Source organism: Streptomyces sp. NPDC099050 (assembly GCF_044759865.1).
GTDB lineage: Bacteria > Actinomycetota > Actinomycetes > Streptomycetales > Streptomycetaceae > Streptomyces.
On the sequence record NZ_JBIWAE010000033.1, the window covers coordinates 27897 to 53519 of the forward strand.

The 25623-nt window shown below is 68.4% G+C and carries 30 protein-coding genes and 4 pseudogenes; 15 read left to right on the forward strand and 19 right to left on the reverse strand.

All coding sequences use genetic code 11. The features are described from left to right. Nucleotides 1-110: 110 nt before the first annotated feature. Nucleotides 111-347: a hypothetical protein gene (locus ACIQV3_RS36260; RefSeq protein WP_403720320.1), complete on the forward strand. Its 237-nt coding sequence runs from the start codon at nucleotides 111-113 to the stop codon at nucleotides 345-347. Between the two features lie 273 nt (nucleotides 348-620). Here ACIQV3_RS36260 and ACIQV3_RS36265 read toward each other — a convergent pair whose 3' ends face one another. From ACIQV3_RS36265 to ACIQV3_RS36280, 4 genes and pseudogenes are all read right to left on the reverse strand, one after another. Continuing rightward, the gene (locus ACIQV3_RS36265) at nucleotides 621-1526 is read right to left on the reverse strand and encodes a hypothetical protein (RefSeq protein ID WP_403720322.1); all 906 of its coding nucleotides are present in this window, start codon (nucleotides 1524-1526) and stop codon (nucleotides 621-623) included. Between the two features lie 760 nt (nucleotides 1527-2286). Then, a pseudogene (locus ACIQV3_RS36270) lies at nucleotides 2287-2550 on the reverse strand (IS5/IS1182 family transposase); the annotation flags it as partial. Between the two features lie 247 nt (nucleotides 2551-2797). Further along, nucleotides 2798-3694, reverse strand: a complete 897-nt coding sequence (locus ACIQV3_RS36275; RefSeq protein ID WP_403720324.1) for a hypothetical protein — start codon at nucleotides 3692-3694, stop codon at nucleotides 2798-2800. Continuing rightward, the gene (locus ACIQV3_RS36280; RefSeq protein WP_403720328.1) at nucleotides 3691-4704 is read right to left on the reverse strand and encodes an SPFH domain-containing protein; all 1014 of its coding nucleotides are present in this window, start codon (nucleotides 4702-4704) and stop codon (nucleotides 3691-3693) included. The genes ACIQV3_RS36275 and ACIQV3_RS36280 overlap by 4 nt, the downstream gene beginning before the upstream one ends. Nucleotides 4705-5775: 1071 nt before the next feature. Here ACIQV3_RS36280 and ACIQV3_RS36285 point away from each other — a divergent pair. The 4 genes and pseudogenes from ACIQV3_RS36285 (at nucleotide 5776) to ACIQV3_RS36300 (ending at nucleotide 7476) form a co-directional block, all read left to right on the forward strand. Beyond that, nucleotides 5776-5997 (forward strand): hypothetical protein, encoded by a 222-nt coding sequence (locus tag ACIQV3_RS36285; RefSeq protein ID WP_403720331.1) that lies wholly within the window; start codon nucleotides 5776-5778, stop codon nucleotides 5995-5997. A 180-nt stretch (nucleotides 5998-6177) separates the two neighbouring features. Beyond that, nucleotides 6178-6567, forward strand: coding sequence for a hypothetical protein (locus tag ACIQV3_RS36290; protein ID WP_403720333.1), 390 nt, complete (start codon nucleotides 6178-6180; stop codon nucleotides 6565-6567). 431 nt (nucleotides 6568-6998) lie between these two features. Further along, a pseudogene (locus ACIQV3_RS36295) lies at nucleotides 6999-7202 on the forward strand (hypothetical protein); the annotation flags it as partial. A 46-nt stretch (nucleotides 7203-7248) separates the two neighbouring features. Then, nucleotides 7249-7476 carry a hypothetical protein gene (locus tag ACIQV3_RS36300; protein WP_403720407.1) on the forward strand — a complete coding sequence of 76 codons (228 nt, stop codon included), beginning with the start codon at nucleotides 7249-7251 and terminating at the stop codon, nucleotides 7474-7476. Nucleotides 7477-7526: 50 nt separating this feature from the next. Here ACIQV3_RS36300 and ACIQV3_RS36305 read toward each other — a convergent pair whose 3' ends face one another. The 3 genes from ACIQV3_RS36305 to ACIQV3_RS36315 all read right to left on the reverse strand — a co-directional run bounded on the left by ACIQV3_RS36305 (nucleotide 7527) and on the right by ACIQV3_RS36315 (nucleotide 9024). After that, nucleotides 7527-7952 carry a hypothetical protein gene (locus ACIQV3_RS36305; RefSeq protein ID WP_403720335.1) on the reverse strand — a complete coding sequence of 142 codons (426 nt, stop codon included), beginning with the start codon at nucleotides 7950-7952 and terminating at the stop codon, nucleotides 7527-7529. A gap of 161 nt (nucleotides 7953-8113) precedes the next feature. Then, complete coding sequence (locus ACIQV3_RS36310) at nucleotides 8114-8560, reverse strand: transposase (RefSeq protein ID WP_403720338.1); 447 nt, start codon at nucleotides 8558-8560, stop codon at nucleotides 8114-8116. Further along, complete coding sequence (locus ACIQV3_RS36315; RefSeq protein ID WP_403720340.1) at nucleotides 8557-9024, reverse strand: winged helix-turn-helix domain-containing protein; 468 nt, start codon at nucleotides 9022-9024, stop codon at nucleotides 8557-8559. Before ACIQV3_RS36315 ends, ACIQV3_RS36310 begins: the two co-directional genes overlap by 4 nt. Before the next feature lie 403 nt (nucleotides 9025-9427). On the opposite strand from ACIQV3_RS36315, the pseudogene ACIQV3_RS36320 reads away from it, so the two are divergent. After that, nucleotides 9428-9929: pseudogene (locus ACIQV3_RS36320) on the forward strand (transposase family protein). Between the two features lie 138 nt (nucleotides 9930-10067). On the opposite strand, the gene ACIQV3_RS36325 reads toward ACIQV3_RS36320, so the two are convergent. Continuing rightward, entirely contained in the window at nucleotides 10068-10451 is a 384-nt protein-coding gene (locus ACIQV3_RS36325) for an SH3 domain-containing protein (protein WP_403720342.1), read from the reverse strand. Nucleotides 10452-11174: 723 nt separating this feature from the next. Between ACIQV3_RS36325 and ACIQV3_RS36330 the strand changes: the two genes are divergently transcribed. Beyond that, complete coding sequence (locus ACIQV3_RS36330) at nucleotides 11175-11756, forward strand: YdeI family protein (protein ID WP_403720344.1); 582 nt, start codon at nucleotides 11175-11177, stop codon at nucleotides 11754-11756. Nucleotides 11757-11878: 122 nt separating this feature from the next. Here the strand turns inward: ACIQV3_RS36330 and ACIQV3_RS36335 are convergent, their stop codons facing one another. Further along, nucleotides 11879-12091, reverse strand: coding sequence for a hypothetical protein (locus ACIQV3_RS36335; protein WP_403720346.1), 213 nt, complete (start codon nucleotides 12089-12091; stop codon nucleotides 11879-11881). 470 nt (nucleotides 12092-12561) lie between these two features. On the opposite strand from ACIQV3_RS36335, the gene ACIQV3_RS36340 reads away from it, so the two are divergent. Further along, nucleotides 12562-13245: a Tn3 family transposase gene (locus ACIQV3_RS36340; protein WP_403720348.1), complete on the forward strand. Its 684-nt coding sequence runs from the start codon at nucleotides 12562-12564 to the stop codon at nucleotides 13243-13245. 34 nt (nucleotides 13246-13279) lie between these two features. Here ACIQV3_RS36340 and ACIQV3_RS36345 read toward each other — a convergent pair whose 3' ends face one another. Together ACIQV3_RS36345 and ACIQV3_RS36350 are read right to left on the reverse strand one after the other, a co-directional pair. Further along, nucleotides 13280-13705 (reverse strand): alkyl sulfatase C-terminal domain-containing protein, encoded by a 426-nt coding sequence (locus ACIQV3_RS36345; protein WP_403720350.1) that lies wholly within the window; start codon nucleotides 13703-13705, stop codon nucleotides 13280-13282. A gap of 225 nt (nucleotides 13706-13930) precedes the next feature. After that, nucleotides 13931-14506 (reverse strand): helix-turn-helix domain-containing protein, encoded by a 576-nt coding sequence (locus tag ACIQV3_RS36350; protein WP_403720354.1) that lies wholly within the window; start codon nucleotides 14504-14506, stop codon nucleotides 13931-13933. Nucleotides 14507-14620: 114 nt separating this feature from the next. Between ACIQV3_RS36350 and ACIQV3_RS36355 the strand changes: the two genes are divergently transcribed. The 3 genes from ACIQV3_RS36355 to ACIQV3_RS36365 all read left to right on the forward strand — a co-directional run bounded on the left by ACIQV3_RS36355 (nucleotide 14621) and on the right by ACIQV3_RS36365 (nucleotide 16905). Further along, nucleotides 14621-15457, forward strand: coding sequence for an EamA family transporter (locus ACIQV3_RS36355; RefSeq protein ID WP_403720404.1), 837 nt, complete (start codon nucleotides 14621-14623; stop codon nucleotides 15455-15457). A gap of 25 nt (nucleotides 15458-15482) precedes the next feature. After that, nucleotides 15483-16130 carry an FMN-binding negative transcriptional regulator gene (locus ACIQV3_RS36360; protein WP_403720356.1) on the forward strand — a complete coding sequence of 216 codons (648 nt, stop codon included), beginning with the start codon at nucleotides 15483-15485 and terminating at the stop codon, nucleotides 16128-16130. A 67-nt stretch (nucleotides 16131-16197) separates the two neighbouring features. Beyond that, nucleotides 16198-16905, forward strand: coding sequence for a B3/4 domain-containing protein (locus ACIQV3_RS36365; RefSeq protein ID WP_403720358.1), 708 nt, complete (start codon nucleotides 16198-16200; stop codon nucleotides 16903-16905). Nucleotides 16906-16956: 51 nt separating this feature from the next. Here ACIQV3_RS36365 and ACIQV3_RS36370 read toward each other — a convergent pair whose 3' ends face one another. From ACIQV3_RS36370 to ACIQV3_RS36380, 3 genes are all read right to left on the reverse strand, one after another. Continuing rightward, on the reverse strand, nucleotides 16957-17163 hold the full coding sequence (locus ACIQV3_RS36370) for a hypothetical protein (RefSeq protein ID WP_403720360.1): 207 nt from the start codon (nucleotides 17161-17163) through the stop codon (nucleotides 16957-16959). Nucleotides 17164-17204: 41 nt separating this feature from the next. After that, on the reverse strand, nucleotides 17205-17414 hold the full coding sequence (locus ACIQV3_RS36375; protein ID WP_403720363.1) for an integrase core domain-containing protein: 210 nt from the start codon (nucleotides 17412-17414) through the stop codon (nucleotides 17205-17207). A gap of 95 nt (nucleotides 17415-17509) precedes the next feature. Then, a complete protein-coding gene (locus ACIQV3_RS36380) occupies nucleotides 17510-19096 on the reverse strand; it encodes an IS4 family transposase (protein ID WP_403720366.1) in 1587 nt (528 codons plus the stop codon). A 193-nt stretch (nucleotides 19097-19289) separates the two neighbouring features. Here ACIQV3_RS36380 and ACIQV3_RS36385 point away from each other — a divergent pair. Further along, nucleotides 19290-20096: pseudogene (locus ACIQV3_RS36385) on the forward strand (IS3 family transposase); the annotation flags it as partial. Nucleotides 20097-20207: 111 nt separating this feature from the next. Here ACIQV3_RS36385 and ACIQV3_RS36390 read toward each other — a convergent pair. Continuing rightward, nucleotides 20208-20531, reverse strand: coding sequence for a Mu transposase C-terminal domain-containing protein (locus ACIQV3_RS36390; protein WP_328965548.1), 324 nt, complete (start codon nucleotides 20529-20531; stop codon nucleotides 20208-20210). Further along, nucleotides 20528-21163 carry a DDE-type integrase/transposase/recombinase gene (locus ACIQV3_RS36395; protein WP_403720370.1) on the reverse strand — a complete coding sequence of 212 codons (636 nt, stop codon included), beginning with the start codon at nucleotides 21161-21163 and terminating at the stop codon, nucleotides 20528-20530. The genes ACIQV3_RS36390 and ACIQV3_RS36395 overlap by 4 nt, the downstream gene beginning before the upstream one ends. On the opposite strand from ACIQV3_RS36395, the gene ACIQV3_RS36400 reads away from it, so the two are divergent. Continuing rightward, nucleotides 21162-21446, forward strand: coding sequence for a DUF2283 domain-containing protein (locus ACIQV3_RS36400; RefSeq protein WP_403720372.1), 285 nt, complete (start codon nucleotides 21162-21164; stop codon nucleotides 21444-21446). The genes ACIQV3_RS36395 and ACIQV3_RS36400 overlap by 2 nt on opposite strands. Before the next feature lie 339 nt (nucleotides 21447-21785). Here the strand turns inward: ACIQV3_RS36400 and ACIQV3_RS36405 are convergent, their stop codons facing one another. Then, nucleotides 21786-22631, reverse strand: a complete 846-nt coding sequence (locus tag ACIQV3_RS36405) for an alpha/beta fold hydrolase (protein ID WP_403720373.1) — start codon at nucleotides 22629-22631, stop codon at nucleotides 21786-21788. A 65-nt stretch (nucleotides 22632-22696) separates the two neighbouring features. Here ACIQV3_RS36405 and ACIQV3_RS36410 point away from each other — a divergent pair, with 65 nt between their 5' ends. Together ACIQV3_RS36410 and ACIQV3_RS36415 are read left to right on the forward strand one after the other, a co-directional pair. Then, nucleotides 22697-23158: a MarR family winged helix-turn-helix transcriptional regulator gene (locus tag ACIQV3_RS36410; RefSeq protein ID WP_403720375.1), complete on the forward strand. Its 462-nt coding sequence runs from the start codon at nucleotides 22697-22699 to the stop codon at nucleotides 23156-23158. Then, complete coding sequence (locus ACIQV3_RS36415; RefSeq protein WP_403720377.1) at nucleotides 23127-23465, forward strand: DUF6003 family protein; 339 nt, start codon at nucleotides 23127-23129, stop codon at nucleotides 23463-23465. The genes ACIQV3_RS36410 and ACIQV3_RS36415 overlap by 32 nt, the downstream gene beginning before the upstream one ends. A gap of 133 nt (nucleotides 23466-23598) precedes the next feature. Here the strand turns inward: ACIQV3_RS36415 and ACIQV3_RS36420 are convergent, their stop codons facing one another. Continuing rightward, nucleotides 23599-24234 (reverse strand): TetR/AcrR family transcriptional regulator, encoded by a 636-nt coding sequence (locus ACIQV3_RS36420; protein WP_403720379.1) that lies wholly within the window; start codon nucleotides 24232-24234, stop codon nucleotides 23599-23601. A gap of 192 nt (nucleotides 24235-24426) precedes the next feature. Further along, nucleotides 24427-25443 carry an oxygenase MpaB family protein gene (locus tag ACIQV3_RS36425; protein ID WP_403720382.1) on the reverse strand — a complete coding sequence of 339 codons (1017 nt, stop codon included), beginning with the start codon at nucleotides 25441-25443 and terminating at the stop codon, nucleotides 24427-24429. Between the last annotated feature and the right edge of the window lie 180 nt (nucleotides 25444-25623).

Consider the following 25623-nt stretch of genomic DNA (forward strand, 5'->3'; position numbering starts at 1 on the left):
CGCGATCCGCGGACGGGATCTACGCCCCGTTCGCCCAGTACGTCGCAGACGCCCACCCCCGGGTTGAAGCCGAGGTGCACCCGTCCCTTACGGTGCCCGACCTCCTTGCCATGCTCGACTCCGGACGGCTCGTGATGACCTCCGTCCACAAGGAGATCCGCCGCCCCGAAAGCCCGGCCCCCGGCAAGGGCGGGCATCTCGTCCTCGTCACCGGCCGACATGGCGACACGCAGTACTTCCGCGACCCCTCCGGCCACACCGAACAGGCCCGAACCGCGACCCTGCCCGCGGCCGAGTTCGCAGAGTTCGCAGAGTTCTTCGCTGACCAGGGGGTGTCCCTGACCTGATACTCCAGCAGCGCTGCAACCATCACGGGGGCGCGCCGCGCGCCCCCGTGCTTGTCTCTCCCAGCCGAGATCAATCCGCCGCCAACTTCTCCGACGCTGTGGGTCCGCGGCTCGCAAGAGCTCTTCCCGAGTCAGGGGCCTAGCTGGGGGAGGAGCTGGTGGTCTTGCCACAGTCACGGCCCGACAGAGACCGCCGCACCGGTACCGCGAGAGGTCGTCCGCCGGCCGGCGGACGACAGGTCGGTCCGCCTGGCCAAGCTCAGGTGTGGCTGGTCAGAACCAGTCCTTGAGGCGGTCGGCAATCTCGTTTACGACTCCGAGTAGGCCGTCGACTCCGGCCAGGGTGAGGCTCAGCCGGCTCAGTGCTTGGGCCACGCGGCCCGGGTCACGCTGGTTCTCGGGTGCTTCGAGTTCGCGGGAGACCTGCCGTACATCGTCCTCGGCGCGCTCGCGGGTGAGCTGTGTCAGCGTTTCGTTGTCGGTGGCAGCGAGGGCCTGGTACAGATGCGCGAGGAGCTCCTGTACGGCGGCGAGGTCGACGCCGTCGGGCAGTGGCTTGCCGATTCTGTTGTTCACCGTCGCGTGCTGAATGCCACCGGAGATCGTTCCGGCGACGATCCCAGCTCCGCGAGCGTCGATCGTGGGCCGCTGCTTTTCGGCTTCGTTCATCCGCTCCATGTCCCCTCCGTGTTCCTCGGCCAAGCGGCGCCCACGGGTGGTGAGCCGCCAGCAGGTGAAGTCCAGGTCGCCGGGCTGGTGCCTGCGGCTGTTGTCGTAGATGGCCTGTCCCTCGCGCCGGCACCGCTCCAGGGCCTCGTTGACCTGATCCCTGGTCGGGCCGATGCTGAAGCCGTCGAGTTCGAACGAGAATCGGTGAACGCGCTGCGGGTTCTTCTCGCTCAGCAGGCATTCAAGGACCGAGCGGTACAGCAGATCGGGCCAGTCCGGGTGCGCATACATGCGCTGAGCGGCGTCTTTCCGTCTGTCCCTGTCCTCGTTCCGCCTAGCGCGTTCTGCCTTCTCCCAGGCAGAGACCTGGCTGACGGCCTTGGGGGCGTGAACCGGGCGGGGAGGGCGCGTGGACCTGTGGGCCGGTGCCGAGCGCGGAGGGTCCGTGGCTTCGATCACAGCGCGGATCACAGCGCGGACCAAAATCAGCACGATGAGGAACAACACCAAGGAGGGCACAGTGACAACCCACAGCCACAACGGTGGCAGCCCCCCGGCTATGAACAACGCGCCCCCCTCGCGCCAACTTCCCTTGGGGTCCGAGTGTGACAGCCCACTGGTGCGTAGGGCGAGCGGCGGAACCGCCCGTGCGACCCGCTTCTCGCTCAAAGAGTGTTTTATCCCGTAAAGAGCGCTCTGTCCCGGCCGGAGTGTTGGGTAAGCCGCACGGTGTCAGCGGACTGGGTCCACGTACGGAGGCGTGTGAGGATGCGCCGGTGGACTGCGATGTGTGTGAACGGGCGATGTGGAGATGGCGGGCGCTGCCAGCAGTGACCTATTCGGAGATCTGGTCCTGTTCCTGGTGCCACGCCACCACCTATTTGGGTGCTGAGTGGTTCGAGGTTGCGCGGCCGCCTTACTCACCCGTGGAGATGCGATGGGACCTGGCGGTCACGGACAGCAGCGTTCCCACCGACTTGTCCCACGCCTTCGCCAGCTCCGACAGAGCGCTGTGCGGGCTCCAGGAAGACGGCATGTCGCCGTCATTCGACCACAAGCGGGAGCCGGCGCGGGAGAACGCTTGCGGCGCCTGCCGGGAAGCGGCGGGTGCCATCGATGGCCGCTGGCCGCAGGCAATGAGGGGCGAGGACGCGCGTGTCAGCGTGGCCCGTCGGCTATGAGTCCTTCCAGTTCGGAGTCGATTCTCGTGTGAGTCTGTGGCTCATGAGGTCGATCATCGCGATGCGGATCAGGGCTTCGGAGCCTGCGATCTTCTGCCAGCGTCGATGCCCTGGCCGGTGGCCGGGACGTTGGCGGATGTCTTGACGCTCTGGGCGTCCAGCACGCACGCGCCCGGTTCGGCGTCCCGGCCTGCGGCCTCGCGGACCAGACGGCGGAGCAGGTCGTTGAGCTGGTCGAATACGCCGTCTTTCTGCCGGGCGGCGAAGTATCCGTAGACGGTCCTGATCACCGCGTCCCCTGCCAGCACCCTGACCGGCGGCAGGTCCCGCCGCGCGGTCAGGGTGAGGTCCATCCACGGCGAGGTCCATCCATGGCGAGGTCACGGTCATGCCGACCGCGCGTACAGCACCACGGTCTCGGCCACCGACCCTCAATGCGTTGCTCTTGGAGAGCCTCGTACCAGACCAGGGCGGGGTCCCGGTCGTTCGTCGCCGTCACCGTCTGGATCGGTGGGGCAACGTCTTCCAGCACCTCCAACCTCGTGCGGACGACAGCGTTGGTGGGGTCTGCGGTGGCGACAGCCGGTTGGGGCAGGACGCTCACGTCACCAAGTGCAGCGATGTTCCAGCGATGCCCAGCCGTACGCTCTGGCCCCAGGTCAGCTCCAGCGCATCGCTCTCCATCCCATCGCCGAATACCACGATCCGGTCCGACTCCACGGTCAGCTGCAACCCCTGACCCCGCCCCAGCTCCCCGGCGACCCTCGTCGTACCGGTCGCGGGAGAGGGCCAGGCCTCCCGCACGAACCACAGGAGCCGCCGCTCGCAGGGTGCGGGCAGCCCTGCGGAGCTGCCGCGCTCCAGCCACAGGGAACGCAGCCAGCCGGTGGCGCCGGTGCCTGTGCCCACCAGCACCCCGGAAGATGCCTGGGCCTCACCAGGGCCGCTGTCGCCGTCGGAACCCAGGCGGTAGCGGGCCGTCTGGTGACCATGCGAGCCCAGGTAGATCTCGTTCAGTGCCAGGAGACGCTGGGTGTCGTCGGCGACGGCCTCGACCATGGTCAGCTCCTCTGCCCGGCCTCCAGCGATTGCCGCGCGCAGCAGCGCAGCCGCGTCGGCGCAGCGGTGACGGACCAGGACTCCCGGGTTTCGCCCCGGGTCGGTGTCGATGCCCACTACCGGCTGTCCGCGCAGATACTTCGCGGCATTGGCGACCAGGCCGTCTTGGCCAACCACGACCACCACGTCCTCCGGGGCGAACAGGAAGCGGTCCAGGTCCGCTCGCTCGACCCGGGAGCTGCGCCAGGTAAGCGGCACCGCCGCCCCTACCTCCCGCAGCGCCTGCCGCGTGCGTTCGTGGCGGCGGACCACCTCGTCGATCGACCGGCCCCGGCCGGAAAGGAAGAACGCGGCCTGCCCGTGTGTCCCGTGCCGGGCGAGCAGTTCCTCGTACTCGGTTCTTCGGTGCACGAGCACCGCCCTTGGGGCCAGGCTCACGCGCCCGTGCCGCCTTCCGGGCGTCCGAGCCTGGCGAGGAGCCCGGTGAGGACGTCAGGAGAGAGAGTGATGCTCTCGATCCGCGGCAGGTTCTCCGCCAACCGGGTCGCTGCCAGGGCGTGCAGCGTGCCCGGGCCGGCTTCGTCGTGCACGCGCAGCCAGGCTGCCTGAACGTCGGCGCGCGCCGCGCCCGTCTCGCGCGCCGCCTCGGCGTCCGCGCGGGCCAGGCAGACCTTGCGGGTGGCCTCGGTATCGGTCCGGATGCCGTCAGCCACCGCCTTCTCCTCGGCCTCGCGGCGGGCGTTGGTGCCGCGCTGGTCGATCAGCTGCTCTTCGCGCCTGGCCAGTTCGATCTGACTGGCCAGCTCGTTCTCGGCGATGGCACGCTCACGCTCGACGGCGACGGCTCGCCGTTGATAGGTGGCCCTGTCCGCCTCCTGCTGGATCTGCTCGCGGGCCGGGGTGCGCAGGGCGCGCTCCACCTCGGCCTCGGGGCGGATCGCCACGACCCGCACGGCCACCACATCGATGCCGGTGGCCGGGAGTCTGGGCTCGGCGGTGAGACCGGCGGTGACGCTCCCCCGCACGGAGGCGACGCCGTCCACCAGAGCGACCGCCAGCGGAGTCCGGGCCAGTACGTCCAGCGTGTGCTGCTGAGCGGTTTCGGTGAGGAGGGTGGCGATCTGTTCCAAGGGGGCTCCGCGCCAGCTCCCGGTGTCAGGGTCGACGGAGAAGTCGAGTCGGGCCGCGGCTTCGGCCGGGTCGCTGATCCGGTAGGTGACTGTGGCCTGCACGGTGACGTCCTGAAAGTCGGACGTACGGGCGTGGAATGCCATGGCCAGCTCCCGGTCGTCGACCGGGACTTCAGATAGCGCCGCTGAGAGTGACCGGTACCAGAAACTGAGCCCCAGCCCGTCGTGGACGAGTTTTCCGCGCTTGTGGTGGCGGATGTGGGTGGTGGGCGCGGAGCGCAGATGACGCCAGCCGAAGCGCCGGGTGATGTCGGCCATGGCGAACCCCCTTCATTTCGTCAATGCGACGATAATGGGATGTGTCCATATCGTCAAGAGGACGAAAAGGGCGCTGGGGCGCTACCCGGCAGCAACGGAATCCGCTCGAACGGACCCTCGGCCCGCCGGACGGGCTCCCCCCAAGCAGCCTCATGGGCCGTGCGTCCGCGCCGACCCTGCTCGCAGAGGGAGCCCGCCGCCGTGCGCTGGTCGGCGGCTTGCGGCCCGCGGCCCACGGCTTGCGGGCCTGCGGCTTGCGGGCCTGCGGCTTGCGGCCAAGGGACGCAGAAGCCCCCTCGCCGTAGTCCGCCAGGCGCACCAGCGATGGATGGCCTCGTCGGCGATCGGACGCAGCCTGCGAGCGGTTCGTGGAACCGGGCATCAGCGGGATCATCCCCGCGCACGAAGGGAGCAGGCGCTGCTGATGTCAGTGCCGCCGGCGGACCCGGGTTCCTCGTGTCGCCATCACGCTCTTCATCGCGGTCTTCCTGTGCGGGATCTTCCTCTGCCTGGGCACAGTGATCTTCTTACGGACAGTGGAATGATCACTGGTGCCGTAGTCGACGGGCAGTGTCTCTCGTGACCGGAGCCAGCCGCGGTACTCGCGGCAGAGGGGCTGCTGCATGAGCATGTGTGACAAGCCGCGTGCCTTGTTGGTGACAACCACGCTGCTTCATTCGGTCCCGCGCGCCACGTCATCCGGCTCTCCCGCTGACAACTACTGAGCTTCGGCTCAGGTGAGCGCATTGGCTGACCTTCGGGATCTTCGTATATGTTTGGGCCCCAGGCGAGAGGACCTGCCGCTTGACTCCTTCCGGGGTCCCGGGTGCCTGGGATGGCACGGAGAACCCGGTTCAGGCGGGGTCGTGGTCACCCGCGCAGTGTGCCGCCCGGCCTCGGCGGAACGGGCCGGTTCACCGGCGGTGGCAGTGGCTTAACCGCTCTGTTCTGGTGACCTGAAACAACCAGCCTGGCCCTGCTGGCCGGGCCTGAGCACTGTCACCGCTGATAGCGGCCTGGCCATAGCGGCCTGGCCCTACCCGCAGGGCCGGACCTGGGAGACTAGGGATCATGAACGACCATCGACCGCTCTCGCTGCCCGTCTTCTCCGAACCCGCATCCGACGCTCCCGTACCCGCCCAGGCGGGTGGGCGCCGGCTGATGCCGCTCGAGCAGGGCGCCGACTTCCGCCAGCCGCCCGGCGAGACCGAGCCCGAGCCCGTAGCCGCCCCGGCCCGACGTCCGCTCGCCCCCGGCGGAATCACCTTCTCAGACCCGGACCGCCATATCTGAGCGCTACCACCACGGATTGCGCCACGTCCAGGACCAGCTCACCGCCTACCCCCACCGCCCGGTGTGCCAGCGCCTCCACCTGGGCAGTGGTAGTGGCCGGCCCGGCTCCCGCCTCGGATATCGTGTTCTCTACGGGGTGCCATATCGGATGTGACGCCCCCCACCGGAGGTAGTCAGCGTATGAGTTCGAAGCGCAGCAAGAATCCAGCCCTGCCCGTACTTGACGACGCATTCCGACTCGCGTCGGTCAAAGACGCCGAAGAGTCAACCCGTGACTTGGCCGCGCGGCTGGCCACCACCGAGCTGCGCCGCGCTTCCCACCCGGGCCGGGTCACTTGGGAGCCCACAGATCAGGCCGAGCCCGTACCGGTCCCGCCGACTGTGGTCGACGGTGACGGGGACCTGTGGCTGCGGGACCGGGGCACTGGCACCTGGAGCATGCCCGAGTTCAACCCGAAGGAGTTCCCGGCCCGCTGTGGCGAGGTTCTGACGTGGAACGAGCTTGCCCGCGAGTTCGGCCCGCTGACCGCACTGGCCGACGACCGCCGCATCGGCGGCGGCCGGCGCTGACCGCGCAGCCTTCTGGGATGACCGCGCCCCTGAAGCACCCGCTACGGGTAGCTGGGAACTCCAGCTCACCGCCGAGCTCGACGATGGCGGCGAGCAGCTGAGCATGGTGGTGGCGTGCGACGGCCTCGAGCAGCATGGTGCGGGCCTGGCCCCACCCGATGCTTCCGGCTCGGGGCCGCTTCCCGTCTGGCGGGCGCCGGTGAACAAAGTTCGGCCGCTGCTCCCGCCTGGCGGGACATAGGGCTGATCGGTCTCTTCTTGCAGATCAGGGCCGTGTGGCGTGGTCTCCATGATGGATATCGCGATCATTCGAGCCGGTCAGATATACCGCTGCTACCTGCGCCAGGTCGTCGTCGGTGACGGCCGCAGTCCAACGCGTACACCCCTCCGCAAGGCGCAGGAGGAGGCGGGTGTCCCGGCCAGGGCGATGGATGGGCCGCGGCCTGACCGTATTCGGTCTGTCGGCGGGGGAGGCGGTCACCGAGCAGCAGCTGCGGAATCTCTTCGGGGAGCGAGGACGACACCCCTACGCGGACCAGATCGACGCCCAAGAGCTCGCCGCGGGGAAGTCCCCGAAGGCGGCAGCGAGGGCCGGCGCTCTCGGACGCCGGGTGACGGTCACCGGGTTCGCTCTCGTCTTCCGGCCGCAGCCGGCGATCTACTTGTTGTGGGCGCTGGGTGATGACGAGACCCGGCCGGGGGATCGAGCCCGCGCACGAGCGCGCGATCGAGCGGGGGCTGGAGTGGATCGAGGACGAGATTGCGGTCATCCGGTACGGCAAGGACGGCATCGAGTGGGAGACCGAGTACGTCACCGCCGTGAACGATGACGGAGAGCTGAAGTACCTGCCCGCGGTCTCCGAGCGGGCCCGGGTGGAACTGATGCGGATACTGAACTTGAATCCGTGATGTCGGCTGTCTTCGGGTCATGACCGGAGATCTGGGTGGATGAGTGAGCCCTACCAGACCGGGCGTGGATCCTGGCGCTCGGTGGAGAAGCCGGGCGGAACGGTCGTTTCCGTTCGCCACAGCAGGCTCGGCGCGGGTGGGTACTCCTCAGTGGTCGGCGCGGGAGGGTGTAGACGCCTATGGCCAGGAAGGGGCACCTCGGTCAGCACGCCGTCTTGGATCATCCACAGCCCGAAGCAGTCGTCTTCCTCGTCATGGATGAGTACCTGCACGCTCGCCGGGTTCGGCCACGCCAGGGACTCCAGGTGTCGAAACAGGCCGGATCGCGAACGGTTGAACTCCTTCACCCACCCGTCGACCTGGTAGAGCCGCTCGAAGTGGCCTCCCCAGTCGCGCGAGTCGTCCGGCCGTGTTAGGGGTTCCATCACCTCGTCCGCGAACCGTGCCAGCACGATGACCTCAGCGAGTCTGCTCATGCCTCAGTATCTGCGCACCCGATGGGCCTGCGGCAATCGAATTCCAAGGTACGGCCAAGGGCACGGCATCTTCTTGCCGATCACGCGTTGAGAGGCAGACAGGCGCCGGCGAGGCAGCCGTCGATGATTTCTGGTCGATACTGCAGCATCTTCAGCCTGCGTTACACCGGGCGGGTGATCTGGCCGAGGTCGGCCGCGGCGAGGTTGCCGATGTCGCGCTTGACCAGCGACCAGACGCCCTCGGTCGGGTTGAGGTCCGGCGTGTAGGTGGGCAACTGGAACACGGTGAGCCAATCGGCGCTCGCGGCAATGAACTCCCGCATGCCCGCAGTCAGGTGCAGGCGGACGTTGTCCCACACGAGCACGATCGGGCCGCCGAGCTTGCTGCGGGCGCGGACGGTTAGGTCGCGGAAGTCACGCCAGCTGAAGCCTTTCGGTTCGTCTTTGCGGCCCCGGCACTCGCGGATCGTGTAGATCAGCCGGGACCGTTCGCTCCGCTTGTAGCAGGCCATGCCCGCCATCGACACCCGCCCCGAGCCCCGGCCCCGGACTCTCACGACCGGGGTCTGTCCGATCCGCCCCCAGGTCCTGGCACGCGGCGGAGTCATCGATTGCCCAGCCTCGTCCACGAAGACGATCCAGGCACCGCGCTCCGCCGCGGTCCTCTTGCCCGCGGCCAGGTCTCCTTCTTCCACACCTCGACCGCAGCGTCGTCGCGCTCAATCGCCCGCCGAGCGGGCTGCTGCCAGCTCCAGCCGTGCCGCTTCAGCAGTCGCCAGGTGCCCTCGACTGTGTAGGAGACATGGAACAGCCGACCGATCAGCGATTTGATCCGTGCGAGCGTCCACCGCTGGTCTGCCCAGCCGTGGGCAAGCGGGCCACGCTCCAACTCCCGGGCCAGCCTGGCCATCTGGGCTTCACTGAGCCGAGCTCTTCCCGGGGATCCCTTCGACAGAACTCCCGTCTCACCCAGCTCGCGCCAGGCCCGGCGCCACCGCTCGACCGACCGCACGCTGATCCGCAGGGCGGCGGCGATTTCCGGGTTCTTCTGCCCGCCCTCGAAACGCTTCACGGCCTGGAGCCGTAACCGCTCCCGCGTAGCTCTCGGCGTCGGTAAGCCCGCCACCCTGCGCGTACCTCACACCCCAGGGCTACCGGTGCGGACACCCAACTGTCAGGCGAACAGCTCCGACTTCACCCGATCAAGTTCAGTAGCAGCCCACACGACCCGGCCGCCCAAGCAGAAGGCCCCGCCCCCTCGCGCAACTGCGCGCCCACTGTGCCAAATCCGTTGGTGATCACTGAGCTTCTTCGATGTGGCCACCGATCGGGTGACGGTCCGTGAAACGAAACGAGCGAGGCCCCCGGGCTGTTGATCGGGATGTCTGACGTCTCAATTACTCTGCTCGGGGGCCTCGTTGGTCGTCCATCCTGCCGCAATCGACCTGCCGCACGCACTCGTAGAGTGAGTCACCATGCTGATCGTCACCCGTGAGGGTGACCGGCGCTGCAAGCTCCGTCCGTCGCATCGCGCGATGGTGGCACTGGGTCGGCGACGGCCGGGCCGACTACTCTCACAAGCACCGGCGCCACGGCGTGAGCGTGCAGGTCGTCACCGATCCCGGCGGCCGGCTGCTGTGGCTCTCGCCCGCCCTGCTGGGCCGCACTCACGACCTGACCGCCGCCCGCACCCACTGGATCATCCGCATATGCGAACGCCAAGACGTTCCCATCGTGGCCGATGTCGCCCACCAGGGCGCCGGTCCGTGGCTGACCACGGGCATCGAACGCAGGCCCCTGCAGGAACTGACCCCCACTGAGAAGACCCGCAACCGTGCCCTGGCCGCCACACGGGCACCCGTCGAACGCGGCGTCGCCCGCCTGAAGTCCTGGCGGATCTTCCACAGGTCCCGATGTCGTCCCAACCGCATGACGACAATCGCCAAGGCCGTCCTCACACTGGAGCTGCAACGCTGAAGCAGCTCAGTGATGAATCCGGAGGCCGGTCGGAGGCCGGTCGGAGGTAGCGGACAGGCCGCCGGCCGCCGGAGGGATTTCCGGCGGCCGGCGGCCCGTTGAAGGGCTGGGGAACGGTGTCCTCGGCGCGGGTCCCTGTCACTCGCAGGGATAGCTGGTGATGCGGACGGTGTACGCCGAGGAGACCCAGCGGTTGGTGCCCACCTTGCGGAAGCCGTTGGTGGTGGACGCCGACGCGAGGATCGTGGAGCCGTTGGCGTAGGACCCGACGACCGAGTAGCTGGTGCTGGGACCGCTGCGGATCAGCAGACCGCCGCTGGCGTTGACCCTGTAGTAGCACTGGGTGGCAAGCGCACCGGCCGGCGCGAGCTCCACGGCCGCGCCCGTCGTGCGGGCGGGTGCGGCGGCCTGGGCCGTGAGGCCGCCGCCGAGGAGCGCGGCGGCGGACAGGGCCGCCACGGCCACCGTGCGGGCGGCGGAGCGACGCGGTGACATGGTGCGGCGTGCTGCTGTGACGGTCATGGAATCGATTCCCCTTGCGTCGTCGGTTCTGGGTGCGGAACACGTACGTAGGCGCAGGCCCGGCCGGCCGAGCGGTGTCACCGCTCAAAGGCACCGGAGCCGCGCACGACGTTAGCGCCATCGGGGCGGATCAGCCGCCTGACCCACGAGAACTCCTCAACCGGAACGGGGGAAGTGGCCGGTTCCGGGGGAGTCCGTAAGACGCTGGATCAACGTAATTGAGACGTGAGACATCTCGATCGACAGCCCGGGGGCCTCGCTCGTTTCGCTTCACGGACCGTCACCCGATCGGTGGCCACATCGAAGAAGCTCACTGGCTGGGTGAGGCGCTGAACTGGGGATCTAGTGAGCTTTTGGGATTTGAGGCTGTGGGGTTAGTGGTCGATGGAGGGGCCTTGACGTGCGGGTTCAGTGATCGTTTCGGCATGCGGTGATCGGCGCGGGATCTGGGATTGCCTGGGGCCTTGGTGTCGCCGAGGGGGAGGGTGGTCGGGGTATCGGAAATTTCGGTGAGCTGGGATGTTGAAGGTCTATGTGAGAACGGCTGCGCGGCGTCAGGTGCTGCTTGGCCTGGGGTTGTTGTGGGTTGGTTGGGGAATTGTCTGAGTGATGCGGATGACGTCTGGGTCTAAAACCACCGAGGCGTCATTTCGCGGTTTCGGGTGTTTGTGCAGGTCGGTAGTAGGTCGGAATCTGTCCTATATGGCCTCTAGCCTGTGGTCTATGCAGAAATACGAGGACGGCGTCGAGATTCTTGTCCCCGCGAGCCCGGCCGAGCTGGAGGCATGGCTCGACGAGCATCACGGGGAGCGGACCGTGCTCTGGGTGAAGATCGCCAAGAAGCATACCGGCATCCCGTCGCTCACCTGGGAAGAGATGGTCGACACGGTGCTCTGCTTCGGCTGGATCGACGGTCTGCGGCGCGGCTTCGACGACACGTACTTCCTGCAGCGCACGACACCCCGCCGCCCCCGCTCGCCCTGGTCGCAGGTGAATGTCGACAAGGCCGAGGCCCTGATCGCCGAGGGCCGGATGCGCCCCCGCGGCCTCGCGGAGGTCGAGGCGGCGCGTGCGGACGGTCGCTGGGCGACGGCGTACGCCTCGCAGAAGAACGCCACCGCACCGCCGGATCTCGTCGAGGCCCTCGAGGTGAACCCGGTGGCGCGGGCGTTCTACGAGACGCTCGGCAAGTCCGACCAGTTCGCCCTGTATCTCAGCCTCGTCACCGCCCGCACCTCGAAGACCCGGCTGGCCCGCCTGGAGCGGATGGTGGCGACGATGGCGAGGTCCGAGCGGCCATCGTGATCAACCGTACTGGGGTATAGCGGGCCCGACACCCGCCCCGAAAGGCCTTCGGCGGATAACTCACCCGCGCGGGCCGCCGGATTGCAGAAACGAGCCTGCGCCCCGCAGACGCCCGCGATGCCCTACTGGGCGGTGACCAGGTCCTTGCTGTTCTTCGAGTCGAGAGGGCCGCTGTTGTCGAGCCAGCGAACAACGCAGCCGGCGATGCCAAACTCGAGGAGCCACACGTCTGTGACGCCGAAGGCGGCATGTCGCAGGCTGTCGGGGAACGGCTCTTGGCGGAATTCCTGCCAGAGACGATCTGTGGTCTGCACCTGCTCAGTTGATTCGCTCACTTGAGCCATCTTGCCGTAGCCGTTTCGGCGGGGTTCCACGTTCTGGTCGGCACGCCGGTACGGCGACGGCCACCTCGACCGTGCGCTGGCAGGCCCCGGCGCTTGGGGACGCCGGTGAGTTCACCGAGAGCCGGCGGAGCCCGTTCACGGTCGACGTCCGCGTGGTGCGGGTTCTCGGCGACCGGTGACCTGGACCGGGGACGTTATCGGTGAAGAAACGGCGAGGTTAGGGGTTGTTACCGCAGCTCGACGCGGTCGTGGTCGAGTCGGTGAGGATCGCGACGGATGTAGTGGTGACCGCCCGCAAGCGTGCGGGGCCGGTGGGATGCACGACTCATGACCCGGACCTGCCCCGTCACCGTGAAGCGGCGCGCAGCTGCTTTCGTGAGGAACCGCAGCCAAAGGGGGCACCGCCCTGGACCTCGCCGGACGGGCGAATACCGCAACTCTCAAATACCGGCACTTCGCCAGTGAACGACCAGGTCATGGGCCTCGGTGGCGTCGTCGTCCCGGGTACGTTGCGGGACTCCCTGTTCATCCTGGACGCGCTCCACAACCGGGACGGTGGCCCGAGGCCGCATACCGCGATCACGGATACTGCTCCGTACTCCGACATCGTGTTCGGGCTCTTCGCGATCTGCGGCTACCAGTTCTCCCCCGGATCGCCGATATCGGCGACGCCCGCTTGTGGCGCACCCACACCACCGCCGAAAGCCTCCCGGCACACTGTGCGCCTGGACCGCGTCCATGCCCACTGGGGCATCACCGAGGCCCGCCACCGCCTCGCCCGGAAGATCTTCTTCGGGCAGCGCGGCGAACTGCGCCAGCACTACCGCGAAGGGATGGAGGACCAGCCAGGGGCGCTCGACCTCGCCCTGAACACTGTCGTCCTATGGAACAGCCTCTACCTCGACCGTGCGGCCAAGCAGCTCGCTGGCGATGGCTTCCCCGTCACCGACGACCTCCTGGCCCGCCTGTCACCGCTTCAGTTCGACCACATCAACTTCCTGGGCCGCTATGCGTTCCTGCGCCCGCCCGGAGCCGGGCGCAGACCGCTGTGTGAACCGTCGGCCGATCTTCAGGAAGGCCAGGAGCAGGCGAACCAGTTGGCGCGTGGGCGGGGCATGTCGAGGGCGGCCTCGCCCAGCGATTGAGGGACTGCCGTCACCAGCCTGCTACGCGTTGCTGTCAGCGGTCGGAGAGGCGGATGGGGGCGGGGTCGATGTCGTCGAAGTAGGCGAGGAACTCCTGGACCTCCTGAAGGGTGCCCTTGGTGACGGCGGCCTGGCCAGCCCGTTCGGCTTGGGCGAAGGCGCCGTAGAGGCTGCGGTAGACCATGCCCAGCACGACCGGCTTGGTCAGCTCGATCACCACGTCCGCCTCTTCAGGGACGCCTTCGACGGCTTCCAGGACGCCTCGGCGCACGTGCAGGGCCAGGTCCTGTCCGCTGTCCGTCAGCCGCACACCGAGAATCCGCATCGCCTCGGCCGACCGCCGCGGATCGATGCGCACACGAAGGCCCTCCAGCAGGGCCGGGGCGGGCAGGGCGGCGATCTGGTCGGGGGCGTTGAGGTCCAGTTTGAGGGAGTAGTCGATGGCGCCGTCCAGTTCCACGTCTTCGCCCCTCCTGCCACCGGCGGGAGTCCGGGATCTCCTTCAGGTCCTTCAGCTGGGCCTGCTGCTCGCGGGTCTCGCTCGGCGGACCTCCGGCCGCCTGCTGCCACGCCGTTTCTGTTGGGCTGGCAAGGTAAGTGCTCGCTGGCCAAGCGACGTTTGTGCTGGCCAACTGCTTGGCAGCGGTCGGTTCGATGCGCGACAGGTGTCGTGGACGATGGAGTGCTACGCGGGGCCGGGTGGGATGTGGACGGTCATGATCAGGTGGCAGGTTTCGGTGCCCGCGCCGCGGTAGGTGTGGGTGGTGTCGCCGTCGAAGGTGGCAGTTTGTCCAGCCGTAACGGGATGCTCGGTGGCGTCGACGACGAGCACCATCTGTCCGGCGGTGACGCTGACGGTCTCCACGACGCCGGCCTGGTGGGGGTGGCTGGGGTATTCCTCGCCGGGTTCCAGGGTCCAGCGCCAGACCTCGACCGGGGCTGATCCCGAGGTGGTCAGCATGAGCCGGGCTTCGCTGCCCCGTTCGCCTTTCCACAGGGGCATGACGGCATCTGCGGTCACAACCCGGACGCGGCCTTCGGCGGGCCCTTCCATCAGTGCGGACACTGAGATGCCGAGGGTGTCGGCGAGGCGGACCAGGGTGGCGAAGTTCGGGTTGCCCTGCGCCTTCTCCAGCCCGGCCAAGGCCCCCTTGCTGACCTTGGCGCGGCGGCAGAGTTCGTCCAGGGAGAGTCCGGCGCGGGTTCGGGCCGCGCGGACGTTGTGCGCGAGCGTTCGCAGCGCCGCCTCGGTCTCGGCCATCACGTAACCCCTCCAGGGATGGATCAGTGCAATGCACCACCCGGTCGTTTGGTTGACAACTTCCGGTCGGTGCGTTGTACGGTGTAGTCGTTCCATTGATAGTAAGGGATGTACGTGATAGCTCTGCTGCTGGCCCTGGGCAGTTCCCTGGCCTACGGATGCGCCGACTTCCTCGGCGGCCTCGGTTCCCGCAAGGCCCACGTCCTGCGCACCGTGATGATCGCCGCCCCTGCCTCGCTGACCGTAGAACTGCTGCTGTGGCCCCTCCTCGGCGCCTCCTTCGCACCCGCGACCCTCGCCTGGGGCGCGGCGTCCGGCGTTGCGTCGGCCGCCGCGTTCGCCCTGCTCTACCGCACGCTGGCGATCGGCCCGATGAACGTGCTGTCCCCGGTCACGGCGCTGATCTCGGCGATGCTGCCGGTCGGCGTCGGGCTGCTCCAGGGCGAGCACCTGGGCGTGGCCGGGCTGATCGGGCTGCCGCTGGCATTGGCGGCGGTGGTGCTGGTCAGCGCCGGACACGGCGCCGGCAGCGCGCGCCCGTCGCGCACCGCGCTGCTGATGGCCCTCGGAGCCGGGGGCGCCATTGCGCTGCAGCTCGTCTTCCTGCACCAGGCGCCCGCGGACAGCGGCGTCGGCCCGCTGATCGTCGGACGTGCCATTTCCTCCGCGGTCATCCTGGCCGCGGCCGGGCTGATGCACCGGCACCTGGGCTCGGAGAAGCCCGCGTACGCGATGTCGGCCACGGCCGGCGTGCTGGACTCGGTGGCGAACCTGCTGTTCCTGCTCGCCGCCCGCAGCGGCGACCTGGCCGTCGTCGCCGTGATCACCGCCCTCTACCCGGCCGGCACCGTGCTGCTCGCCCGCAGCGTCCTCGCGGAGCGGATCCACCGCGGGCAGCTGATCGGCCTTGGCACGGCAGCCGTCGCCGTCAGCCTTCTCGCCCTCACCTGACCCCTCACCCCGGAAGGAGCCCGGCATGTTCATCCAGCCCTGGGACGCCGCCCTCGACGACGCCGAATGGCAGACCTGGATCGCCGACGGCCATGACTTCGGCATCCTCAGCGTCAATGGCCTGCCCGGCCAGCCGCCCGTCGTCGTGCCCACCCACTTCACGGCGGAGGGCAGCACCCTGCTGATCCACCTCGCCCGCCCCAACCCCGTCTGGACGGCGATCGACACCGACCCGCACGTCACCTTCACCGTCACCAGCGACTACGCCTTCATCCCCGGCCCCTGGCGCGCCAAGCCCGACGTCCCGCCCACCGACGGCGTCCCCACCAGCTACTACACGGCCATCCAGTTCGCCTGCCACGCCGCGATCATCGACGACCCCCAGGCCAAGGCCGCCCTGCTGCGCGGCCAGATGGCCCACTTCCAGCCTGACGGCGACCACGCACCCATCGACCCCGACCAGACCCCCTACGGCCGGATGCTGCCCGGCATCCGCGGCCTGCGCCTGAACGTCATCGACGTCCGGGCGAAGTTCAAGTACGACGACCACAAACCCGCCGAGCAGCGCTCCGACATCGCCCGCCGGCTCACCGAGCGCGGCAATCGCCTGGACGTGCCCACCGCCACCCAGCAACTGCGCCGCCTGGACCGCCTCGGCACCTGGAAAGCCTGACCCGACCACGCCTTCCCGCCCGCGCCTTCCCGCCCGCGCCCGCACCATCCTGGAAAGGACCCCCTCTATGACCACCTTCCGCCTCAGTTCCGCCGTCGCGGGAGCATTCCCGGACACCCTGATCGGCGTCGTTACCGCCACCGGCCTGCGTGGCCACGAGCCCTGGCCGGCCACGGCCGCCGCCCAGCAGGACCTGGAGCAGCAGCTCGCCGACGGCGCCTGGCAGCCGGCCGATGAGAGCGATCCGCGCATCGAGGCATGGCACGCCGCCTACCGCTCGTTCGGCACCAACCCCCGCCGTATCCGACCCAGTGTCGACGCCCTCGGCCGCCGCCTAGCGAAGAAGGGCACCCTGCCCCGGATCAACCCGGCAGTCGACTCCTACAACACCGTCTCCGTCCGCCACGGCCTGCCCTCTGGCGCCTTCGACCTCGACCACGTCACCGGCGACGTAGAAATCCGCTACGCCGACGGCACCGAGACCTTCACGCCGCTCGGCGAACCCGACACCGTCGAGAACCCCAAGCCTGGCGAGATCATCTACACCGATACCACCGACGTCCTCACACGGCACTGGAACCACCGCGATGCCCACCGCACCCGCGTCACCGAAGACTCCACCCACGTCGCCTTCGTCCTCGAAACCCTCCACGCCACCCGCGACGGACACCTCCTCAAGGCCGCAGCCAGCGAACTGCAGGACCTGCTGGGCGCGCACTCCGCCCAGAGCACCGTCCACTACCTCAGCCCGGCGCGCCCGCAGATCACCACCTGAGAGCCGCGCCCCCTGCGCATCAACGCGGCCCGTCCGCAAGGAACCTAGGGCTCAGCGGGGTCGGGAGTGGATGTTGTTGAGCTGGGTCATCAGCTCGCGGTTGGCGGCCCGCGAGGCTGCCAGATCATCGTCTCGTTGACCGAGCCGCGCCGAGAGGCCGGCGATTCCCTGTTCGAGGTCAGCGATCTTTTGTTGGGGGGCGTTGACGTCGGCGGGGGATCCGAGCCCGGTGGCACGCCAGGCGTCTTGACCCAGCACCTGAGCTTGTTCCGCTCTGACGGACACCTCTGGTGTGGTGGTCAGGCAGCGAGGGCGGTCTCGTATTCGGCGGGACTGCGGTAGCCAAGGCTGCTGTGGAGCCGGTGCAAGTTGTACCAGCTCTCGATCCACTCGAATATCGCGGTGCGTGCGGCAGCCCGGCTCAGCCAGGGGTCGGTGTCGGCCAGCTCGATCTTCAGGGTCGAGAAGAACGATTCCGCGAGCGCATCGTCCCAGCTACGAAGCCGCACTCGAAACACCACCCACTACGCTGCCATCAGGCGCATAACCCGTGTCCAGGATTCGGGGTCAAGGCCCAAGGCCGGGTAGTTAACGTTTTCGCAGGTCACGTAGTGGGTGTCGGGGTCCATGCCGTGGTGGCGTAGAGGCCGGGGCCGAGTTTGTGGATGAGGCCGGTCTCGGCCCATCTGGAGAGCTGCCGATACATGGTTTCCATGGTGATGTCGCCGAAGTGGGAGGCGATGTCACGGGGGCGCCAGAGGCGGGTCGGGTCCTTTTCGAGCAGAGCCAGGATCCGGTGACGGCGGCGGTCGGTGGGGGCGGTGTTCCGGTCGTCGCGAGAGGTGGCGGGGAGCTGAGGGTGGGATTCCGAAGGCTCGAGGATGGTGATGTCGAGACCGGTGACGGTGCGGCTGGTGTCGGGCCTGCCGTCGTCGTGGCGGGTGCTGTAGCGAGACATCGGCGATTTGACCTTCCGGGTGCTGAGCCGTTGCCGCCTGTGAGGGAGCAGGCCAGTCAGAATCCGGCGGCCGATCGTCCCGAGGATGGCGTCTCGATCGGCGTCGGTGGTGACGATGCCGGGGGCCTGGATCACCTGGCCCCGGGCGGTGTGGAGCGCGATGCTGAAAGAGCAGCGGTCGGGGTCGGTGCCGGGGAGGGATTCGGCGGCGTCGACCATCACCGTGCGCAGGGCCTGGTAGAGGGTGAGCAGGGACCACATCTCCTGCTCGATGCCTGTGGGGTCACCCGAGCGCAAGTTGCGGCCGTTCATGATCGTGTGGCGGAGCGCGTAGTAGGCGGATTCGTGTTCCCACCGCTGGTGATAGAGGCCCACCAGCGCGGTGGCGGGGTAGCGGCGGGCGTCGGTCAAGGTTGTGATCAATCGGTAGGACCCGGTGAAGGATGTGCCATCCGCGCAGGTCACGGCAATCTGAGCGTCGATGACCCGTAATTTCACGGTGCCGATCACCGACAGGTAGGAGCCATCGACGAGGCGGGTGAGGATCGGCGTGCGCCGGTTGCTGCGGAGCCGGCCCAGGACCTGGGCGCCGGTCTCGGTCACCTTTGTGAGGAAGGCGTTGCTGTCGAAGCCTTTGTCCCACAGCACGAGCATGTGCGGCCGCAGCAGATGCAGCAGTCGGCCGGCGTAGCTTGTCTCGCCCTCGGAGGTGGGGCCGAACACCGCGCCGATCAGGGCACGGGTGCCGGTCTCGATCAGCGTCATCAACTCCACTGTCGGGTAGCCGTGATGGGAGGTCCTGCCCAGCCAGGCCCGGTTCCCCTCCGAGTCCGGAGTCCTCAGTGAACTGCAGCCGTCGAACGACACCGTCCGGTACGGACCGAACCGCACCCCTGGGGTCGTCGGCTGGGCCAGTGGCCCGGCCAGCACCTCGAACAACGCCCGCACCGGCGCGCTGCCCAGCCTCCGGCGCAGGTCACGCAACGCCTTCGCCGATGGACAGAGCACCGGCATCCCGGTCAGGCTGGCGGTCAGCTTGTCCCAGACGAGCCGGTAGCCGACCTCGGGGAACAGGCACATCGCGAGCAGGAAGTAGACCCCGACCCGCGATGGAAGATCACGCAGCCTCCGCTGAACCGTCCGAGTCTCCGCAAGGACGGCGTCCACGAGCTCGAACGGCACGACGGCGGTCAGCTCCCCCAGATGGCCCGGAGCGAACCGGCCCGCTGCCACGGTGACCGTTCGGGTGATGGCCGTCAGAGCAGATGGCAGGACACAATGGTGGGGCAACGGAGCTCCTTCGGGACAAGCTGTCTTGGTCGACTGCCTGTACCAACGAGCTCCGTTGCTCTGCGTCAAAAATCTTTCAACTGGCTTGCGTGACCTGCGAAAACGTTAACTACCCGGCCTTGGGTCAAGGCCCTACTGGCGCCGGACGGCTGTGGACCGCGCAGGCCGCCAAGCAGCCGACGCCCGCCTCGCCATCCGGATACGGGCCGTGCACCGGGAATCGGACGGCACCTACGGGGCCCCGCGGATCACCGCCGAGCTCCGTGAGGACAGCGGTGAGCCGGTCAACCACAAGCGTGTCGCCAGGATCATGCGGACGTTCGGAATCGAAGGGGTCCGTCTGCGCCGCCGGCATCGCACCACCGTCCCCGACCCGGCCGCGGCCAAGGCACCGGACCTGATCGGCCGCGACTTCACCGCCGAAAGCCCGAACACGAAGTACGTCGGCGACATCACCTACCTGCCCATCGACGGCGGAAAGTTCTGCTATCTCGCGACCGTTATCGACCTCGCATCCCGCCGACTGGCCGGATGGGCGATCGCCGACCCCATGCGCGCGGACCGCGTCACCGACGCCCTGGCGGCAGCGGTCCGCACCCGCGGCAGTCTCGCCGGATCGATCATGCACACCGATCACGGAGCCCAGTACACGAGCAGGGCCTTCGCCGAAGCCTGCAGGTCAGCAGGGGTCCGACGGAGCATGAGCGCGGTCGGGTCCAGCGCGGACAACGCACTCGCGGAGTCCTTCAACGCGACCTTCAAACGAGAGACGCTCCAGGGCCGAAAGAGCTGGCCGGACGAGCGCCAGGCCCGACTCGACGCCTTCCGATGGCTCCACCGCTACAACACCCGACGCCGACACTCCCGCCTCGGACACCGCAGCCCCATCACCTACGAAGCCGCACTCGAAGCACCACCAACTACGCTGGCATCAGCCGCATAACCCGTGTTCAGGATTCGGGGTCAAGGCCCTGGTGCTGGTGGAGCATGGACGGGGCCAGGTTGCGGCCGAAGGGGACACGGGTGAAACCGAAATACCCCTGAACGCGGTCGATCATCGCGGTCCCCGCCCGTCGTCCATCAGTGACGAGTAGTTGATGCCCTTCGCGGTGTTCGCCTTGTGCGTCTCGTCGAGGATCTTCAGGTAGTCGATTCCAGTCGGCGGGGCCGACTCCGGCGGTGTCTCCGGCCTCGCCTTCGGATGGGTGTGCCGGCCCACCCGGTGCGGGACGGCTTTGCCCGCGCTCTTGCCCGAGGTCCTGACCTCGATCTCGGTCAGGTCGAACGGGTCGAAGACCAGCTCGACCTTCATCCCGACCAGCATCGGGTCGACTTCGTAGGTGTTGCCGTGCAGGCTGACCGTCGCGGTCTTCGTCACGGTCCGGAACTCCTACCACAGAAACGCCTCCCGAAGATCAGCGGGGCTGGGCAGCGGCAGCGGCCGGGGAATCGAACCCAGCCACCGTTCGATCGGGGCTGCCCCGTCTCCGAGTGCACCGTGCGGTGATAGACCGTCTCCACCCACGCGGTGAAAAGCCTGTTCAGCTCGGCGAGATGCTCAATCTGACCGACACGTTCCTCATCGAGCTCGACCAGGAACTGATCACGGACGGTGCGGAAGAACCGTTCGATTTTCCCCCTGCCCTGAGGGCGTCCCGGCTTGGAGTGCGTGAGGCGGATGGCCAGCGACGCGCACGCTCGCAGCAGCCACGTGTCGACGAAGGCACTCCCGTTGTCGACGTAGATCGATTCGGGGACTCCGCGGGCAGACAGTGCGGGCCGCAGGGCTGCGGCCAGGCGGACGGTGTCCTCGGCGAACCCGAACCGGTGGCCCACGATCGCCCGGCTGTGGTCGTCGATGAACGCGAACAAGTACGTCTTGCGTCCACCGATCTTCGGTCCGTGGACCGGCGCCTCTCGCGCAAACTCCGTTGCAGCACCACCCGGATCACCGACATGGTCAAGGCCGCTCGCGACTTCAGGTAAGTCCGGGCGAGCCCCAGCCAACATGACCTACATCAACCACATCATAGGGAGCGTGCCGACCATGGCGGATGTCAGAGTCACCTACGACAAATCAGTGAATGCAGCGTATGTGTACTTCACCGATCCACAAGCCCGACCGAAGGTCTCGCACATGTACCCATGCGATCCCGTGCAGGTCGGGGGCATGATCAACCTTGACTTCGACGAGGACGGGCGTCTCATCGGAATCGAGGTGCTGGCAGCCAGTTCGAAGCTGCCCAGCCACCTGCTCGACGCAGCGGAACGCTTGGATACCGAAGGTTCATGACGTGATTGGCCAGAAGAGCTGCAGCCACGCCACCGAGCGCGTCTGACCACTTCAACGAGTACGACGACCTTCGTGCTCAACGTGTCGTCGCACACGAAGCAGGATCAGATGGCATACCAAGGTCAACGCTCATGTCCACCAGGAACGTCGCGAGCCTTCACGTACGTGCTCATGCAGAGCGTCGTCCAACAACTGGCCCTGCCCTGCCCTGCGCTGCCCCGGCCTGGACCGGGTCTGTATCCGATCCCCGATCCACAGCCCGACCACGGCCGTTACCGGCGGCGCGGGCGCGGGCGGTCTGCGGTGCAGCTTGGGCACGTCGTCGTACGAGCCACCCCGTTACAACCGGGGGGTGATCTCCCCGGCGGCCGTCAGTGGCAGCGCATGGTGCCCGACACCCGGCAGTACTTCGACGCGCGCATCCGGCAGTGCCGCCCGGGTGGTCCGGGCTGCCCGGGCGGCGTTGTGGCAGCGGGCGCGCTCCGCGAACAGGACGTCGATCCGCGTGCCCGGCGCTGCCGCGAGCGCGGTGAGGTTGGGGCGCGGTCCGGTGACGGGGCGGAGGGCGGGGAAGTGGGCGCTCTCGTCCTGCAACCGCAGCCAGGCAGGGTCGAGAGCGGCTCCGCGGGTCTCCCAGTCGAGGAATGAGCGGAGCCGCATCGGGGTGGGCCGCACCAGCACGGGTAGTGCGCGCAGCACATACTCGGGGCGGAGGCCGGCGAAGACCTGGGTGGGGTCGATCAGCATGAGGCGGCTGAGCCGGGCCGCGCCCCTGGCGGCGTAGTGGGCTGCGATCCAGGCCCCGTACGAATGGCCGCCGAGAGTCAGTGGTCCCTGCGCGCCGAGCCCGTCAAGGACAGCGTCGAGCCAGTCGACCAGGTCCGTCACGGAGCGGATTGGCCGCCCGGGTGCCGGGACGCTGAGTCCGGGGTCGCCCACCAGGTCCAGGGCGTGCATCCGGTGCGTGCGGGCGGTCCCGGCGGCGACGGCGCCCCACACGAGGGAGGTGGCTCCGCCGCCGGGCAGCAGTACTAGCGGCGGGGCGTCGGCCGGGCCGCAGCTGTTGACGCGGGTGGTCCCGTACGGGGTGGGTAGGTCGACGGACTCGACGGGCCTGGGCCACTCGCCGAGCGCCGCGTCGTAGGCGGCGCGGAAGGAGCGTGTCCGGAACGCGGCGGGTGACATGGCGGGGCTCCGATGTTTCGATCGGCGATAATCTCGCTCAGCGAGAAATCGTGGGCGGAGGCATTGTGGACGACAACCAGGAACCCGACAACCTGCAGCTGGTGCACCTCCTGCGGGCGGTGACCGTCGAGTTCGGCCTGCGCCAGGCGGAGTTCGCCGTCCGCAACGGGATGCACGCCACCGACGTACGGGCCCTGATCTGCCTGCTCGACGCGGCCCGCGCGGACGAGCCGGCCACAGCCGGGCTGCTGGGCGCCCGGCTGGGCCTCAACTCGGCCGGCACCACTGCCGTGATCGACAGGCTGGAACGGCTCGGCTACGTGGCGCGGATCCGCGACGGGCGCGACCGGAGGCGGATTTTGCTGCGCGTGGAGCCGGCGGCGACGCGACTGGGCCGGGAGTTCTTCGGTCCGCTGATCGACGGGGTGCTCCAAGTGCTCGACGGCCTCGCCCCCGCCGAACAAGACACCGTGCGAGGCTTCCTGACGGCCACACATGCCGTCTTCGCGGATCGTCCGCGTCGTTGACCATGTGGGTGACACCCCCGGCTGGGAGGGTGAGGCGGGGCCTGATTCCGCCGGCCGGAACCGTCTACCCGCTCGGCTTCCGCGAGGTGTCCGGCTTGGCATTCTGACTGTTCGCCGGCGGCTCCGTCGTGCGGCGGCCACGGACCATGTGGCGGGCGTCGAGGAGGAACTGCTTACTTTCTGCGAGGGTGAGGACAACAGGGACGTCCTGTTGCGACGAGTGCTCGCCGCGGGTGTGCCGGCCCACCGGATCATCGAGCTTTCCGGAGTCGATCCGACCGCGCTGTCGTCTGCCTCCCGGGCATGACATTCCGAGTCCGCCCCATCGCCTTCGGTTCTGGGGACGGCTGATCCGGGTCAAAGCCACTGCAGGGAGGATCGCGGTCCGCGGCGGCCGGGTACCAGTCCTGAGGCCGCGGGGTGCTCGAGTGGCTCCGGCTTCAGTGGTGGGTCCGAAGGCCGCTCAGGATGAGGTCGGCGATGTGGTGGGCGTGGGCGCGGATGGTGGTGGAGGAGTCGGATGGGTGGCCGAGGCGGGTGCTCAGCGCCGGGCTGACCCAGGGTGCGGTGCCGCCTGAGGTGATCATGAAGTAGACCGCGGGCAGGGGAACGTCCTTCAGGGTGCCGTCGGCGACGAGTTGGGCATACAGGGGCGCGAAGCGGTTGATGGTGGGCTGGATGTGGCGGGTCCACAGGTGGGTGACGCGGTCGGAGTCGTGGGTGGCTTCGGCGGTGACCAGGCGGAGCAGGTCCGGCTGGTGTGCCGCGGCCTGGATGAAGTCGACGATCATGTCGTGGAGGCGGTCGAGCGGCGGGCCGGCCGGGTCCTCGGCGCGGTCGAGTGCCTCGGTCAGGCGCGCGCAGGCGTCGTCGACGGCGGCCTTCCACAGGGCCTCTTTGGAGCCGTACCGCTTGGTGAGCATGTTGTGGCTGACGTTGAGCTCCGCGTTGAGGGATCGCAGCGATACCCCCTCGAATCCGTGGCGGGAGAAGGCCGTCAGCGCGGCTTGGAGGACTTCGCCTTCGGGGACCAGGCGCCGGGTCCTGAAGGCGTTTTCGGCTGGGGCATGCTGCATGGGGTCAGGCTATCCGGCGCACTTGTCGGCCTGGCGGGCCGTCGCGGGGTCCCTGGAGGCCGTAACAGTTCACTCGCCGAAGGTCATGTGGAGGTCGTGGAGGCGGGGGAGGGAACGGCATGGAAACCATGGGGACTCGTTCGTCGTGGGCCGTGCTTCACGCCGCTGGGGTGTGTGCCCAGCGGGGCGGGTTCACGGATTGGGCCGGTGGGCGTCGAGGGAATGGATGTAGGCGCGTGTGAGGGCGAGGTTCTCGGTGATGAGAGCGGCCCGGCGTGCGGGCCGGCTCTGCCAGCGGTATCCGAGGCCGACGACGGGGCGTAGCGCGGCCAGGGCCGACTGGAGCGGACGTGCGGGAAGCGACCGGTCCGGGGAGCCGGCGTGGAACCGGGTGACGAGTGCCCGAAGCAGGGGACGGCCCACGGCTGCCGACAGCCTCACCTGGGCCTGCAGGGTTTCGGCTACGGCCTCGATCGTCTGGTGGGTGAGGACGTCGGCCTCGGGAGCAGGCGGCGACTGGCTCCGTCCGGCGAGCTGACGGTCGGCCTCGGCGGCCGCGGCCGGACCTGTCAGGTGCGCTACGAGGTGGGGTTCGATTCCCATCAGGTGCGCGATGTGCTGCCAATACCGGTAGAGGACTGCCAGTTGGGATTCGGTCCAGGTGTAGCCGATCATGGCCTCGGCCCGGAACGAGGTGTGGGTGAAGGCCAGCCAGGTACGCAGGAGATCGGCCTGGTTGATCGGTGATCCGTGTACTGCCGGGTCGTAGCCGTTTGCGAGGGCGGCCAGTCGGGCCCGGGCATGCACGAGCCGCACGTGAGCGGTGGCGATGTAGCCGGGCTTCCCCGGGTGCAGCGCGCCGGGGAGCAGCGCGGAGTTGACCCACAGGCCCGTCGCGTCCAAACGGGTCCCCGCGGTGTTCACGAGGGAGCCGGTGGCTGTCAAGGCGGCCGCAATCGAGGGGCACCGGTAGATCTTGACGAGCGATCCGGCCGACAGCGCGATCGCGTGAACCCATCCGGGATGGATGAACCAGGCTTGGGACCCGCGGTCAAGTACGTCTGGATCGAGGTGTGCGGGCGGATGCTCAAGGTCGTGCAGAAACGCGGCCAGGGCCGGTGAAGGCCGGGTCAGTTCCCGTGCCCCGTGGGCAAGGCCGTGCTGGAGTTCGTCGCGGGTCTGCTTTCCCCCGTTCTGCAGTTCTTCCACCAGTTCATCCGCCAGGCGATCCGCCACTCCCTGGGCGCGTGTAACCCAGTGCGGGACTTGATCCTTGGAGTCAGTGCTCTCGGGCATGACGAAACCACCCCCATCAAGAGTTGACGAGTGTCAACTCGAGGAGTGTGAGGCACCCTTGCCCGGCCAGACAAGAGTCCGCACACCCGGCAT

Bases quoted from the DNA above. Each gene is read 5' to 3' on its own strand.
- ACIQV3_RS36260 (WP_403720320.1), top strand. From the start codon at position 111: ATGCTCGACTCCGGACGGCTCGTGATGACCTCCGTCCACAAGGAGATC.
- ACIQV3_RS36280 (WP_403720328.1), bottom strand. From the start codon at position 4,704: ATGGCCGACATCACCCGGCGCTTCGGCTGGCGTCATCTGCGCTCCGCG.
- ACIQV3_RS36285 (WP_403720331.1), top strand. From the start codon at position 5,776: ATGAACGACCATCGACCGCTCTCGCTGCCCGTCTTCTCCGAACCCGCA.
- ACIQV3_RS36290 (WP_403720333.1), top strand. From the start codon at position 6,178: ATGAGTTCGAAGCGCAGCAAGAATCCAGCCCTGCCCGTACTTGACGAC.
- ACIQV3_RS36300 (WP_403720407.1), top strand. From the start codon at position 7,249: ATGACGAGACCCGGCCGGGGGATCGAGCCCGCGCACGAGCGCGCGATC.
- ACIQV3_RS36305 (WP_403720335.1), bottom strand. From the start codon at position 7,952: ATGAGCAGACTCGCTGAGGTCATCGTGCTGGCACGGTTCGCGGACGAG.
- ACIQV3_RS36310 (WP_403720338.1), bottom strand. From the start codon at position 8,560: ATGACTCCGCCGCGTGCCAGGACCTGGGGGCGGATCGGACAGACCCCG.
- ACIQV3_RS36325 (WP_403720342.1), bottom strand. From the start codon at position 10,451: ATGACCGTCACAGCAGCACGCCGCACCATGTCACCGCGTCGCTCCGCC.
- ACIQV3_RS36330 (WP_403720344.1), top strand. From the start codon at position 11,175: ATGCAGAAATACGAGGACGGCGTCGAGATTCTTGTCCCCGCGAGCCCG.
- ACIQV3_RS36350 (WP_403720354.1), bottom strand. From the start codon at position 14,506: ATGGCCGAGACCGAGGCGGCGCTGCGAACGCTCGCGCACAACGTCCGC.
- ACIQV3_RS36360 (WP_403720356.1), top strand. From the start codon at position 15,483: ATGTTCATCCAGCCCTGGGACGCCGCCCTCGACGACGCCGAATGGCAG.
- ACIQV3_RS36365 (WP_403720358.1), top strand. From the start codon at position 16,198: ATGACCACCTTCCGCCTCAGTTCCGCCGTCGCGGGAGCATTCCCGGAC.
- ACIQV3_RS36400 (WP_403720372.1), top strand. From the start codon at position 21,162: ATGACCTACATCAACCACATCATAGGGAGCGTGCCGACCATGGCGGAT.
- ACIQV3_RS36395 (WP_403720370.1), bottom strand. From the start codon at position 21,163: ATGTTGGCTGGGGCTCGCCCGGACTTACCTGAAGTCGCGAGCGGCCTT.
- ACIQV3_RS36405 (WP_403720373.1), bottom strand. From the start codon at position 22,631: ATGTCACCCGCCGCGTTCCGGACACGCTCCTTCCGCGCCGCCTACGAC.
- ACIQV3_RS36415 (WP_403720377.1), top strand. From the start codon at position 23,127: ATGCCGTCTTCGCGGATCGTCCGCGTCGTTGACCATGTGGGTGACACC.
- ACIQV3_RS36420 (WP_403720379.1), bottom strand. From the start codon at position 24,234: ATGCAGCATGCCCCAGCCGAAAACGCCTTCAGGACCCGGCGCCTGGTC.